A 12,510-nucleotide genomic window follows, 5' to 3' on the forward strand; every position below is an offset into this window, starting at 1 on the left:
CTCCTTGACCTGTTACAAACGGATAACCAAGAACCTCCACAATGTCGCCTACTTCTATGTTTTTCTTAAAAACATCGTTGTAAAAACCCTCTGCGAGATTGTCTCTTGCTACATAGACTTGAAGCATTCCGCTCTCATCTTCAATCTTTATAAAACTTGCTTTTCCCATAACTCTAAAAAACTTTATACGACCGCTTAGCGTGTAGTGGCGTTTCTCATCTCTTTTGTTCTCTTTGTTAACAATGTCCGTATTAACATTTAAAAATTTTTCAACTGTTGTATTTCTTTTTGAGTCGTTAGCGTAGGGATTTATCCCCTCTTTTTTAAGAAGTTCTGCTTTCTCAATTCTTAGTTGTATATATTTGTTATCAAAAACCAATAGTTTTTCCTTTGTTATTTCTTATTTTTTTGACACTCTTTGCAAATTCCGTAAATCTGCATGGAGTGGTCTTGCATCAAAAAACCGAGTTCCTCGGCAATTTTACGCTGTCTCTCCTCTATCTGCTCATCAACAAACTCGGTTATAGAGCCGCACTGAGTACATATAAAGTGGTCGTGATGATGTTTAGCACCAAGCTCATATTTTTTCCCCTGCGCTCCAAAAGATAACGAAGTGACCATATCCGACTCCTCCAAAAGAGAGAGCGTTCTGTAGACGGTGGCAATTCCGGTTTTTAGATCAGGAAATTTCTCCTGAATAAGATTGTGAAGAGCTTCAGGAGTAAGGTGCTCGTCGGAGTTGTAAAGAGTCTCTAAAATAACCTCTCTTTGAATGGTGAACTTGAGACTGTTTTTTTTTAAAAGTGTTTTGAAATTCTCAAGAAGTTGCTTATAGGCGACTGTTTTATCGTTGAAGTCGGTTGTAATCTCAGACATACTACTGCTCATCTTTTCTAGATAAATTTTGATCTATTGTTTGGTTTATCTTATTTTTTGCATCATCAATAATATTTGCAGCAGGCTCTTTAATGTTGCTCTCTATACTATTTTGAACCATATCAGAACCTTTTTGTATAGTAGAATTGATATCGTCTGATATTTCAATAGGGTCAAGCTTCATGATGACACTCCCGACTTCCACCAACACAGGAAAGATAAAACTGTTTTGCATCATAGAGTCGATATTTGTTCTCATTGCCTTGATGTTATAAGCGGCGTATGAGATTACGGCTGCAATAAGAAAAAACTTACCTGCACTAAAGATAAATCCCAAGATTTTGTCAAATATGCCAAGACCACTTAGTGAGCTTAGTTTTTTAAAAATTATACCTACTGCAATCATAAGAAGCCAAAAGAGAGCAAGGGTTGCTAAAAAGCCCGTAAAAGAGATGGCAGAACTGTTTTCAAATTTAAAAATAGAGTCGCTTATAAGAAGTCCTACGTCGTCTCCGACGCGAGAAGCTATAAAGATACCGCCGATAATCCCCAAAAGCCCAAACAGCTCTTTAAAAAAGCCGTTTATAATTCCCTTGAGTCCTAAAAAAAGGATTATAATCGATACAATAATGTCAAAATAACTAAACTCCATTATTCACATACCTTGGAGACCATATTTTTTCCGTTGTTTTTAGAAGCATACAGAGCTTTGTCCGCTCTTGACATAAGTGAGTCGGGAGTGTCGTCTTTGATAAATTTTGTCATGCCGATACTTGCCGTAATTGATATTTTTTGACCCATATATATAAGGTTGTTTGAGCTTATTAGCTTTAATAATCTGTTTGCTATGGCTTCAGACTGCTCATCGCTGTTACGGTTTAGTATAATCGTAAACTCCTCTCCACCAAATCTGAAAATCTTATCTCCGTCTCTTAGCGCTTTTCTAAGGATGTTTGAGATAAAAATAAGGATTTTATCGCCAGTTATGTGACCGTAGTTGTCGTTTATGGATTTGAAGTTATCTATGTCGATCATCAGTACATGCAGAGTGTATGGAATGTCTTTATTTACACACACCTCTTTTAAGTAGGACATAAGAGCTCTTCTGTTTAAAACTTTAGTTAGAGGATCAAGATTTGAGGTTTGTTCTAAAACTTTCACTTTGCTTGTGAGGTCGGAGATGACTTCGTTTGCTTTTTTTACCTCTTGGGTCATATGGGTCTGAATTTCATTGAATTTTTTTGTCAATGTCTCGAGATTTATATGTTTATCACCGCATTGGTCTATTGTCTCTTTATTGAGTTGTGTAAGCTCTCCAAACTTCTCGTTTGTATTTTTATAAGAGGTTAAACTCTGCTTTACAATCTCTTTGTAGGAGTTATTGAAAGCCTCTTTTGCATGCTCTATGGAGTCAATATCTTTGTCATTAATGTTTGAAACGACCTCAATAGCATCTTTTAAGTAGCCGATTACTTGCCCTTTTGTTGCTTTTTCATCTGAGTTAATACGCTCTAGCAGGTTTTCATAAATCTCTTCGATAAGTGCTTTTAAATCGTTTTTTTCCATAATGTGCATCCATAAAAAATATTGGGCATTGTACAATTTTAAGCATAAAAAAAAGCTTTTATACTCTTTTAATTGCTTTTAGATAGAGTAATCAGTGCTATTTTAGCTACTATTATGTAAAATATTCAAAAAATTTGATATATAAAGAAAAAAGGTTTTATAATGAGTATCTGGACTCCTTCTAGCTGGAGGCAAAAGCCTATTGTGCAGCAGCCTACTTACCCGAATACAGAGGAATTAAATAGAGTTTTAGCAGAGTTGAAAGAGTATCCGCCTCTTGTTTTCGCAGGTGAAGCACGTTCGTTAAAAAGCCAGTTGGCAAATGTTGTTGAAGGGAAAGCTTTTTTACTTCAAGGAGGAGATTGCGCTGAGAGTTTTAGCGAATTTCACGCAACAAATATTCGTGATACTTTCAAAGCTATTCTTCAGATGGCTGTGGTTATGACCTATGCAGGCGGACTTCCCGTCGTTAAAGTCGGGCGTCTTGGCGGGCAGTTTGCAAAACCTCGTTCAAGCGACACCGAAACGATTGATGGTGTAACTCTTGATGCTTACCGTGGTGATATCATCAACGGTGTTGATTTTACTTCCGAGTCACGTACTCCAAATCCGCAAAGAATGATAAAAGCGTACAACCAATCGGCTGCTACGCTTAATCTTTTACGCGCATTTGCAACAGGAGGGTTTGCTGATTTACATAAAGTTCATCAGTGGAATCTTGATTTTACGCATCAAAGTGAGATAAGTAAAAAGTATGAAGATTTGGCAGAGGAGATTAGTAAATCTTTAAAGTTTATGGAGGCATGCGGCATTACGTCAAAAACTCATAGAACTTTACGTGAAACAGACTTTTACACCTCTCACGAGGCGCTTTTACTTCCTTATGAAGAGGCGTTTACGAGAAAAGATTCTACTACGGGCGATTGGTATGACACCTCTGCTCACATGTTGTGGATAGGCGATAGAACACGCCAGATTGACGGTGCTCATGTTGAGTATATGAAAGGTATTCATAACCCTATCGGCGTTAAAGCCGGACCTACAATGGATCCTGATGATTTGATAAAATTGTGCGATATTTTAAATCCTGAGAACGAAGCAGGGCGTCTGAATGTTATTGTAAGAATGGGTGCAAACAAAGTTGCTGATGGTATGCCTAAGCTTATTCGTGCAATTGAGAGAGAAGGAAAAAAAGTTCTCTGGAGTTGTGACCCTATGCATGGAAATACGATCAAATCATCAAACAACTTTAAAACACGTCCTGTTGATGCTATTTTGACAGAGATGAAGCAGTTCTTTCAGGTTCATAAGTCTGAGGGCACATTTGCAGGCGGTGTTCACTTGGAGATGACAGGAAGAAATGTAACTGAGTGCATAGGCGGTTCTTTTGTCGTAACAGAAGAGGATCTTAGTTCACGCTACCACACGCATTGTGACCCTCGTTTAAATGCAGACCAGGCTTTAGAACTGGCATTTTTAATCGCAGATACTCTTAAAGAAACTCAAAAATAGTTAGCACAAAAGGTGCTAGCTATGTATTTATCGATTCTTCTTTCTCCTGAATAGTTAAAAGCTCTTCAACTTTTTCTTCATACAGACTCTTAAGCTCTTCAAACTCTTTTGCCAATTTCGTTATACCTATTTTTTCATAACATAAAGGGTTCGCCAAACAAGAATTTTTTTCATCTATTTTAGCTTCAAGCTCCTCTATTTCAATAGGCAATTTCTCCAGCGCCATCTTCTCTTTAAAAGTCAGTTTCAGCTCTTTTGGCTTGCTCTCTTTTGGTTTTGATTCTGCTTTTTGGCTCTCTTTTTCCATGTCGGCAAGCTCTTTTAACTCATGTTCTAGCTCAAGATACTCCGTATAGCTTTGGTAGCTCTCTTCTATATGCTTATCCTCTTTGAAAATGAAGAGTTTTTTAGCAATCTTATCTACAAAATATCTGTCATGGCTTACTATAATGACTGCTCCGCTAAAGTTTATAAGCTGCTCTTCTAAAATATTTATAGTGGGAATATCTAAATCATTTGTAGGCTCATCAAGGATGAGAATATCAACATTTTTTGTAAAAAGCAGGGCTAAGGCGATGCGGTTTTTCTCTCCGCCGCTCAGTATTCCTATCTTTTTATCAAGAAACTCTCTAGGGAAGAGAAAGTTTTTCAAGTAGCCATAGACATGCATATCACGTCCGCGCACGCTTACTCTATCTCCCCCATGCGGACAGAATGTCTCTATAAGATTTTTGTCATCATCGAGCATCTCTCTATGCTGATCAAAGTATCCTATCTTAAACTCTCCTCGCTTAATGACCCCGCTTGTAGGTTCAATGCGCCCTAAAAGAGCTCTAAGCAGCGTTGATTTTCCGCTTCCGTTTGGTCCTACGATGGCTATAACGTCTTTTTGCAGAATTCTTGTGCTAAAATCCTTTAAAAGCTCTTTGTCCCCGAGTTTCAGTCCTAGATGTTCTACTTCAAAGAGCATTTTTTGTTTGTTGACACTTTTATCACGGTTGAAATGTTTTGCTTCGCGTTCAAGTTCGAGCGTCATCTTTTTTATCTTAGAGGGGTTTGTTTTTGCCTCGTCTCTAAGAGACATAAGGCGCTCTTTACGACCCTCGTTTCTTTTAAGTCTTGCTTTAACGCCTCTTGAGAACCACTCATTTTCTCTTTTAAGCAAATCTAGAAGATTTTCATGCTGTTTCTCTAACGTTCGCATATACTCCTCTTTTTGTTCAAGATAGTTGCTGTACCCGCCGCTATACTCTCTAAGTGAGCAATCCTCTACTTCAACGCTTTTTGTAGCTACTCTGTCGATGAAATATCTGTCATGCGATATAAAAACAAGAGTAAATTTCTCTTTTAAAAGCAACTCCTCTAAAAATTCTACCATGTAGACGTCAAGATGGTTGGTCGGTTCATCTAGGAGTAGAACATCTGGTTTTTGAAGTAGCAGAGATGCAAGAGCAACCCTTCTTTGTTCCCCTCCGCTAAGCATAACGACAAGTTTGTTTTCATACTGCTTAAGGTCAAAATGTTGGATGATTCTCTCTATTTTGTCATCAAGATTCCATGCATTGTGATGTTCTATGTAACGAGAGAGTCTCTCGTGCTCTTCAAGGAGCGTTTTGTTTTCAAAATCATCCGCAAGTCTTAGGGAGAGCTCGCTGTATCTCTGTTTTGCAGAGTTCAGCTCTTTTAGCCCGGCTTCTACGGCTTGGCGTACAGTATGTTCCTCGTCAAAATCCGGTTTTTGATCAAGCATTTTTACTTCTAGATTTTGTTTGGTGATTCTCTCGCCGCTATCTTGCTCAAGCGTTCCATTTATAATCTTCATCAGAGTTGACTTGCCGCTTCCGTTTTTTCCAATGATGACGATTCTATCCCCTTCATCAACATGAAAATTTACATCGGTTAAAATTTTTTGAGCTTCGTAATGTTTTGATATATTTAGTAGATCTATGAGTGCCATGAAGTCTTTGTATCCCTTTATTGTTGCGTAATTATAGTATAAGTTTCATAATAGATAAGTTTGAATATAATCTGTAATATTTAATACAAATAGGGATAAATTATGGCAACAGTAACATCTTACGGAGCGGCTGAAACGGTAACGGGTTCGTGTCATCTGCTTAAAATAGGCTCTATAAAAATCTTAATTGATTGTGGAATGTTTCAGGGAAACGGGGGAAGTAAAAAAAACTATGAGCCGTTTGGTTTTGATGCTTCGGATATACATTATCTTATTTTGACACACGCGCATCTTGACCACATTGGAAGAGTTCCCAAACTCTTTAAAGAGGGGTTTAACGGTAGAATTATCGCAACGAAGGCTACTCGTGATATTGCAAAAATTATGCTCTTAGACAGTGCTGGGATTTTGCTGGAGGAGTATAAAACAATAAGCAGAAAAGCTCGAAGACGCGGTGAAGAGGAGAGTGTCCTAGAGCCACTTTATACAAAAGATGACGTAAAAGAGGTGTTTTCTAAAAAGTGGTGTACGCTGGAATATTATGAGGAGCATAAATTAAAGCAGCACATAAAAGTCTCTTTTGGAAATGCCGGTCATATTATGGGAAGCGCTTTTGCTATGATTGATTTTCATGAGGGGAATCAGTATAAACGTGTTGTCTTCTCGGGTGATCTCGGCTCCCCGGAGAGGCTTATAATTGATGAGCACGACAAGCTTTATGAGGCGGATGCGCTCTTTATTGAGTCTACGTACGGAGACCGCAGACACAAACCGCTAGACCAGAGCATAGAGGAGTTTAAAGAGGCGGTTATCTCTACTCTAAAAGATAACGGTACTGTTTTGATACCATCTTTTGCGCTAGAGAGAACGCAGGAGATACTTTGGCTTCTTCATGAAATGCACGACAATGGAGAGTTGCCGAAATGCCGTATTTTTCTGGACAGCCCGCTTGCCATAAAAGCGACAAGGCTTTACAATAAGTATCCGGTGCACTTAAGCGATGAGCTTGAATACTCATCAGGAAAAGGCAAAGACCCGTTTTCGTTTGCCTGGCTTGAAACAACAACTACAAGAGACCAATCCATGACTATAAACAGAGTAAAAGAGCGCTCCATTATCATAGCAGGAAGCGGCATGTGCAACGGTGGACGCATAATGCACCATCTAAAACATAAACTTTGGAACTCTAGAAATTCAGTCATATTTGTAGGCTTTCAGGTTAAAGGAACACTGGGAAGAAGCATAGTAGATGGAGAAAAAAGCGTCAAAATCTATGGTGAAGATATAGTGGTAAAAGCTAAGACCTACACAATCAACGGTTTTTCCGCACATGCAGACCAAAAGGAGCTCATTGATTGGATACGCCCAATTGAGAATCTAAAAAAACTATATCTAATACATGGTGAAAAAGAGAAAATGGAGATATTTGCAGAGGCGATAAAAGAAGATCTCGGTCATGAGAGCCATATTATGGAATTTGGAACTTCCATAACTCTTTAGACTCGGCTAGAGACTCTCATGAGTTTCATAGCATAGTTCTTTTGCACTAAACCAATCGGCTATCTCTTTATCATTGTATTGGTACTCTCTTTGAGATGGAGGGATTACGCTGTTTCGTAGTTTTGAGCGAATAATCCCAATAAGGATAAAAGCAAGTACCAAAGTCAGCAATGCTATAAAAAAATCATAAAGGTACCACGCACTCAAAGTTGCCGCAGCCGAACCGTATTGCAAAAAGAGCCTTAACAACAGCGAAATAACTCTGCACCTCTTTGAATGGAGTAGAGGAGTCGGCTCTCTTAGTTCAATAAATTCTTCTTGCATAGTCGGCTTATTTTAAAACAAAAACATCAACAGTTGAGTTTTCTAAAATATCAAAAGCAAAAAAACTTACATTTTGTGTTGCATGGATAGCAAGCAAATCATGCCCAATATGGGAAACTTCTTCTTCAAAGAGTTTTGGATTTAAAGAGCTGTTTATAGCAGATGCCGTAATCTTTATCTCTTTTGCAAGAGCTAAAGATTTTAAAAATGCATCAATATTTTTTCTGCTCTGTTTTTCTACCGACTCTTTGTACTCTTTAAGGTCTTCTTCCTCAAATCCATAAGTGTTTATTCTATTGTCAAGCGGAAGATAGTAGAGATTTATAAGGTTTATATTTGAGTTTGGAAAAAATTCTGCAATCTTTTTGATGGCATTGGCAGATTCGTCTGAGAGGTCTGTTAATACCAAAATATTTTTATACTCTATCTCATGATCAATCTTCATAACTAAAACAGGAGTTTGCGCATGCTTGATGATCTCTTTTGTGTGTGATCCCATAAGAAGTTCGCTCAAAAAATGCGTCTCGCCGCTATTTCCCATGATAATTACGTCAGCGTTTAGAATTTTTGCGGTGTTTGATACTTCAACTTTTATTTTGCCGCTTACGCAGTGATAATTCTCTTTTTTAATTGTGCTGAAATTTTTGATAAGCTCGTTAAAACCACGCTCTTTAATAGAGTCTAAATCTATCTTTTTTGAAAAGAATGAACTCTCAACTACATGCACTACATGAAGCTCACCGCTCATCTTCTGCGTAAAATCAAGCGCCTTTGCTAAAACTGCATAACAGCTTTTTGAAAAGTCAATCGCGACCAATGTTGTAAACTTTTTCATAATAACTCCAACTTTGAATAATATCTATCACATGGACATTATTATATCTAAGTTTTTTACATGTAGCAAAAATATAATAAATATTTTCTCTTCTCTTTTTAGTTTAAACACTAAGTAGTATTTAGTGTAGTAGACTCAAGAAAGTTGATATGATTTGCATTTATTAACTTTTTTTGATAATATTGCTTTTAAATTTTAACTTAAAAGGATTCAAAAGATGGCAAAACATCAGTTTCAAACAGAGGCAAATCAAATACTAAATCTTATGATACATTCACTCTATTCAAACAAAGAGATATTTTTGCGTGAGTTGGTCTCAAATGCGTCAGACGCGCTTGATAAGTTAAACATGCTTGTGCTAACGGACGCTGCTTATAAAGGCGTGACATTTGCACCGCGCATAGATATCGTTGCAAATAAAGAGGCAAAAACTTTGACAATCAAAGACAGCGGTATCGGTATGAATGAAGAGGATTTGATGAACAACCTCGGAACTATCGCAAAGTCAGGAACAAAAGCATTTTTAGAAAATTTAACGGGTGACCAAAAGAGAGATTCTAACCTCATAGGACAGTTCGGCGTTGGTTTTTACTCATGTTTTATGGTTGCACACAAAGTTGAAGTAACTACAAAAAAAGCAGCTCAAGAGAAAGCCTATAAGTGGACAAGCACAGGTAATGGCGAGTTTGAGATAGAAGAAGCAACTATGGATGGGCATGGTACAGAGATTGTAATGTATCTTAATGATGATGAGGATGAATTTTTAGAGAGTTATAGAGTTGAGAGCATCATTAAAAAATACTCAAACCACATTCCATTTCCTATTTTTATGGATAAAGAGAAGTACATTCCTGCTAAAAAAGATGATGATGGCAAAGAGATTGAGCCTTCAAGAAATGAGATAGAGAATGTTCAAATCAACCGTGCAAATGCACTTTGGACAATCTCAAAAAGCGAGATTAAAGATGAAGAGTATAAAGATTTTTACAGCTCAATCGCACACTCTTCAGAAGAGCCTCTTGCATGGATGCACCATAGGGCAGAGGGTGCAATAGAGTATACGACACTCTTTTACATTCCGAGTAAAGCGCCGATGGATATGTACAGGGTTGACTATCAAACGGGCATAAAACTTTACATAAACCGTGTTTTTATTACAGATGATGAGAAGGAGCTTATGCCGACATATATGAGATTTTTGCGCGGTGTGATAGACTCTAAAGATCTGCCGCTTAATGTCTCAAGAGAGATTTTGCAGTCAAATGCGGTTATGGCAAAAATCAAAAATGCTTCAATCAAGAAGGTTCTCTCAGAGCTTGCTAAAATGGCTAAAAATGATAAAGAGAAGTATGACAAATTTTTCAAAGAGTTTGGAAATGTACTAAAAGAGGGACTCTATAGCGATTACGGAAATCGTGAGAAGATTTTGGAGCTTATGAAGTTCAATACTTTAAACTCCGGTGAAATGGTAATGTTTGAAGATTTCTTGAAAAATGTAGATGAAGAGAAGAAGGAGATATATTATATTACCGGTAAAACTTCACTCTCAATGTTGAAAAATTCACCTGCATTAGAGAGATTTAAAACTCGCAACATAGATGTTTTAGTACTTAACGAAGAGGTAGATACGATTATATTCCCTATGGTAACAGAGTATAAAGAGTACAAATTTGTGCATGTAAATGATGCCAAATTCCAAGAGAGTGAAGAGGAGAAGAAGACAGAACAAGAGAGTGCTAAAGAGTTTGAAGGATTGATTAAAGAGCTTAAAGACTCTCTTGGTGAGAGCGTAAAATCTGTTGAAGTAACCTTTGATTTGGTAGATTCTCCTGTAAAACTGAAAGTAGACAAGGAAGATCCTGCTTATATGATGGCTCAGATGATGCGTCAGATGGGACAAGGAACAGATGCTCCGGCTCCGGCTCCAATTTTACAGATAAACCCTAAACATGAGTTAATTTTGAAGCTTAAAAACTCTGTTGACCAAAATCTCATCAGCGATGCAGCCTACGTCTTGCTGGATCAGGCAAAGCTTTTTGAAGGTACTGAACTTGAAGATACTGCAGGCTTTATAAAAAGATTAAACAGAATTATAACTAAGGCGATATAGAGCCTAGTTGTTGTGGGTGCTTTTGTAGCACCCGTAATCTATTTAAACAATTTTGCCAAGGGGCAGTACAATTATGAAAGAAAGTTATGATATTTTAAGTTTATGAATAATGACATAAAAGATAAAAGACGACCCGAGAATGTCGAACTTCGCCGCAGAATAGATAGGCTGATGCAGGAGGGGAGTACTTTCATTGAACAAAATTTTAAAGAGTTGAATATAACTGACTATAGTTATCAAATGAGTGAGGCCATAGAAGAGTTGTGTTTAGATGATGATACTATTTATCAGCTTGTAGAAGATTACATTATACAGATACTGAAATCAAAAATAACCTTTTATGAATATATACATAAGCTAAAATTAGACAAGCTCGAAAATAGACCTCTAGACTACACAGAGATTAGAAATTTAGCGCATAAAAATCTAGGAGTTGTTAGAAATCTAAGAATTAAAGATGCAGAGAAACTTCTTAAAATAATAATGGATGAAGATGATCTGGATTATATGAGACTATGCGTTAAGGCTCTGGAGATATCTGCGGTAAAACTTAACCCTCTTTGCGCTTATGAAACACTAAAGCTTATAGAGGTTAAAAACTCTCTTTAGCTTTTGCTATTTTCTAAGAGATTTTGAAACCTCTTCGAGTATATTGCTAGGCTTTTTCATAAGAGTAGGCTCCTCTTTTTGCGCTGGCAGGACAAAAGCAAGGAGGATGAAAACAAACGAAAAAATCACACCTGTTAACACACTAAGAACTATCTTTAGTTTGAAATCACTCATAATTTATACTAATCCACTTTGTTGAGTCTGTTTGTGGTCATATAGACCCAGAACTCTTTGTGTGAGTAACCTTTGTTTAAAAAGAATATCTGCAAAATAGTAACTCTATATAAAGTTATTAACATTTTTGCATATGGTATAAAAAGACTTAAGCTGACAAGAAGTGACTGCTCCTTGTTCCCTTTTGATTGTATCATCTCTTGCATGCCTATGTTTTTACTAAGATATACTCCAAACATTATTGAGAAGACAAAATTTAGTATAAGCCCAAAGATAAGATATGCAACAAAATCCTGCTCATTTATTCCAGCGATCATAAATATATTCCTTCTAAATTAGTAAAGATATTTTAACCAAAGAAAACTTTTTTATTCATAAGTTTTTATTTTAGCTTTGGTGAAAAAGGTTCCAAAGGGAACAAGCGAGGCGATGAAAAACAGTGTACTTTCTTTAAAGGACCACTTTGCTTCGTGCCAAGCCTTTACTAAAAGCAGGCAAAAAATGATAAAAAGCACTCCATGAATCATACCGACTACTTTTACCGCCAAAGGGATGTCCAAAAAGTATTTCATAGGCATCGCAATAAACAAAAGTGCTAAATATGAGTAACCTTCTATTGAATTTATATGTCCGAATTTGACGACATTTTCATTTTTCATATTCTACACCTATACTATTTTTTTATGAATTATATAATCAAAAGGTAACAATTTAGCCTTTTGTTAAAATTAAAAAATGAGTAACAAGGCTTTTTAAACTTTTATATAATACAATAAGCGCGAAATATGAAAAAGAGGTATATTGATATGGAAACTAACCTTGTAGTAGAGGGTATAAAGTTTATGGGACTAGGAATGGGAGCAGTATTCTTATTTCTTGCAGTAATGATATTTTTTATGAGTATTATGTCAAAAATTGTGCATAAATTTTTCCCAGAAGTTCAGCCGAGTGCGAGTTCTTCATCATCAAGTGCTCAGAACAATCAAAAAAAAGTAGTTGCAGCAATAACGGCAGCGATTAAATTTCATAGAGAAAGTTAAGGATTAG

15 protein-coding genes are annotated in these 12,510 nt (G+C 36.7%); 5 read left to right on the forward strand and 10 right to left on the reverse strand.

Features of this window, described 5'->3' with window-relative positions:
• The 4 genes from RQ763_RS00370 to RQ763_RS00385 form a co-directional block, all read right to left on the reverse strand.
• Positions 1-379, reverse strand: a 379-nt coding sequence (locus RQ763_RS00370) for an OB-fold nucleic acid binding domain-containing protein (RefSeq protein WP_314150411.1), incomplete at its 3' end; no start/stop codon positions are given.
• A gap of 14 nt (positions 380-393) precedes the next feature.
• Complete coding sequence (locus RQ763_RS00375; protein WP_314150413.1) at positions 394-876, reverse strand: Fur family transcriptional regulator; 483 nt, start codon at positions 874-876, stop codon at positions 394-396.
• Between the two features lies 1 nt (position 877).
• Entirely contained in the window at positions 878-1,528 is a 651-nt protein-coding gene (locus RQ763_RS00380) for a CvpA family protein (RefSeq protein ID WP_314150415.1), read from the reverse strand.
• Entirely contained in the window at positions 1,528-2,442 is a 915-nt protein-coding gene (locus tag RQ763_RS00385) for a GGDEF domain-containing protein (protein WP_314150417.1), read from the reverse strand. Before RQ763_RS00385 ends, RQ763_RS00380 begins: the two co-directional genes overlap by 1 nt.
• Positions 2,443-2,601: 159 nt before the next feature.
• Between RQ763_RS00385 and RQ763_RS00390 the strand changes: the two genes are divergently transcribed.
• A complete protein-coding gene (locus RQ763_RS00390; RefSeq protein ID WP_409932343.1) occupies positions 2,602-3,954 on the forward strand; it encodes a class II 3-deoxy-7-phosphoheptulonate synthase in 1,353 nt (450 codons plus the stop codon).
• A gap of 19 nt (positions 3,955-3,973) precedes the next feature.
• On the opposite strand, the gene abc-f is transcribed toward RQ763_RS00390, so the two are convergent.
• Entirely contained in the window at positions 3,974-5,911 is a 1,938-nt protein-coding gene (gene abc-f / locus RQ763_RS00395; protein WP_314150421.1) for a ribosomal protection-like ABC-F family protein, read from the reverse strand.
• A 102-nt stretch (positions 5,912-6,013) separates the two neighbouring features.
• Between abc-f and RQ763_RS00400 the strand changes: the two genes are divergently transcribed.
• Positions 6,014-7,411: an MBL fold metallo-hydrolase gene (locus tag RQ763_RS00400; RefSeq protein WP_314150423.1), complete on the forward strand. Its 1,398-nt coding sequence runs from the start codon at positions 6,014-6,016 to the stop codon at positions 7,409-7,411.
• Between the two features lie 6 nt (positions 7,412-7,417).
• On the opposite strand, the gene RQ763_RS00405 is transcribed toward RQ763_RS00400, so the two are convergent.
• Together RQ763_RS00405 and RQ763_RS00410 are read right to left on the reverse strand one after the other, a co-directional pair.
• Positions 7,418-7,735 carry a hypothetical protein gene (locus RQ763_RS00405; protein ID WP_314150425.1) on the reverse strand — a complete coding sequence of 106 codons (318 nt, stop codon included), beginning with the start codon at positions 7,733-7,735 and terminating at the stop codon, positions 7,418-7,420.
• A gap of 7 nt (positions 7,736-7,742) precedes the next feature.
• Entirely contained in the window at positions 7,743-8,570 is an 828-nt protein-coding gene (locus RQ763_RS00410; protein WP_314150427.1) for a universal stress protein, read from the reverse strand.
• A 217-nt stretch (positions 8,571-8,787) separates the two neighbouring features.
• Here RQ763_RS00410 and htpG point away from each other — a divergent pair, with 217 nt between their 5' ends.
• Both htpG and RQ763_RS00420 read left to right on the forward strand, forming a co-directional pair.
• Positions 8,788-10,680, forward strand: a complete 1,893-nt coding sequence (gene htpG, locus RQ763_RS00415) for a molecular chaperone HtpG (RefSeq protein ID WP_314150429.1) — start codon at positions 8,788-8,790, stop codon at positions 10,678-10,680.
• 102 nt (positions 10,681-10,782) lie between these two features.
• Positions 10,783-11,289 carry a hypothetical protein gene (locus RQ763_RS00420; RefSeq protein WP_314150432.1) on the forward strand — a complete coding sequence of 169 codons (507 nt, stop codon included), beginning with the start codon at positions 10,783-10,785 and terminating at the stop codon, positions 11,287-11,289.
• A gap of 6 nt (positions 11,290-11,295) precedes the next feature.
• Here RQ763_RS00420 and RQ763_RS00425 read toward each other — a convergent pair whose 3' ends face one another.
• The 3 genes from RQ763_RS00425 to RQ763_RS00435 are packed head-to-tail and all read right to left on the reverse strand — an operon-like array spanning position 11,296 to position 12,122.
• On the reverse strand, positions 11,296-11,463 hold the full coding sequence (locus tag RQ763_RS00425) for a hypothetical protein (RefSeq protein WP_314150433.1): 168 nt from the start codon (positions 11,461-11,463) through the stop codon (positions 11,296-11,298).
• Positions 11,464-11,471: 8 nt separating this feature from the next.
• Positions 11,472-11,780, reverse strand: coding sequence for a hypothetical protein (locus tag RQ763_RS00430; RefSeq protein WP_314150435.1), 309 nt, complete (start codon positions 11,778-11,780; stop codon positions 11,472-11,474).
• Positions 11,781-11,831: 51 nt separating this feature from the next.
• Positions 11,832-12,122: a DUF3817 domain-containing protein gene (locus tag RQ763_RS00435; RefSeq protein ID WP_314150437.1), complete on the reverse strand. Its 291-nt coding sequence runs from the start codon at positions 12,120-12,122 to the stop codon at positions 11,832-11,834.
• Positions 12,123-12,248: 126 nt separating this feature from the next.
• On the opposite strand from RQ763_RS00435, the gene RQ763_RS00440 reads away from it, so the two are divergent.
• Complete coding sequence (locus tag RQ763_RS00440; RefSeq protein WP_314150439.1) at positions 12,249-12,503, forward strand: OadG family protein; 255 nt, start codon at positions 12,249-12,251, stop codon at positions 12,501-12,503.
• Positions 12,504-12,510: the final 7 nt, after the last annotated feature.

It is taken from the genome of Sulfurimonas sp. (assembly GCF_032250635.1).
Taxonomy (GTDB): Bacteria; Campylobacterota; Campylobacteria; order Campylobacterales; family Sulfurimonadaceae; genus Sulfurimonas.

Bases quoted from the DNA above. Each gene is read 5' to 3' on its own strand.
- RQ763_RS00375 (WP_314150413.1), bottom strand. From the start codon at position 876: ATGTCTGAGATTACAACCGACTTCAACGATAAAACAGTCGCCTATAAG.
- RQ763_RS00380 (WP_314150415.1), bottom strand. From the start codon at position 1,528: ATGGAGTTTAGTTATTTTGACATTATTGTATCGATTATAATCCTTTTT.
- RQ763_RS00385 (WP_314150417.1), bottom strand. From the start codon at position 2,442: ATGGAAAAAAACGATTTAAAAGCACTTATCGAAGAGATTTATGAAAAC.
- abc-f (WP_314150421.1), bottom strand. From the start codon at position 5,911: ATGGCACTCATAGATCTACTAAATATATCAAAACATTACGAAGCTCAA.
- RQ763_RS00400 (WP_314150423.1), top strand. From the start codon at position 6,014: ATGGCAACAGTAACATCTTACGGAGCGGCTGAAACGGTAACGGGTTCG.
- RQ763_RS00405 (WP_314150425.1), bottom strand. From the start codon at position 7,735: ATGCAAGAAGAATTTATTGAACTAAGAGAGCCGACTCCTCTACTCCAT.
- RQ763_RS00410 (WP_314150427.1), bottom strand. From the start codon at position 8,570: ATGAAAAAGTTTACAACATTGGTCGCGATTGACTTTTCAAAAAGCTGT.
- htpG (WP_314150429.1), top strand. From the start codon at position 8,788: ATGGCAAAACATCAGTTTCAAACAGAGGCAAATCAAATACTAAATCTT.
- RQ763_RS00420 (WP_314150432.1), top strand. From the start codon at position 10,783: ATGAATAATGACATAAAAGATAAAAGACGACCCGAGAATGTCGAACTT.
- RQ763_RS00425 (WP_314150433.1), bottom strand. From the start codon at position 11,463: ATGAGTGATTTCAAACTAAAGATAGTTCTTAGTGTGTTAACAGGTGTG.
- RQ763_RS00430 (WP_314150435.1), bottom strand. From the start codon at position 11,780: ATGATCGCTGGAATAAATGAGCAGGATTTTGTTGCATATCTTATCTTT.
- RQ763_RS00435 (WP_314150437.1), bottom strand. From the start codon at position 12,122: ATGAAAAATGAAAATGTCGTCAAATTCGGACATATAAATTCAATAGAA.
- RQ763_RS00440 (WP_314150439.1), top strand. From the start codon at position 12,249: ATGAAAAAGAGGTATATTGATATGGAAACTAACCTTGTAGTAGAGGGT.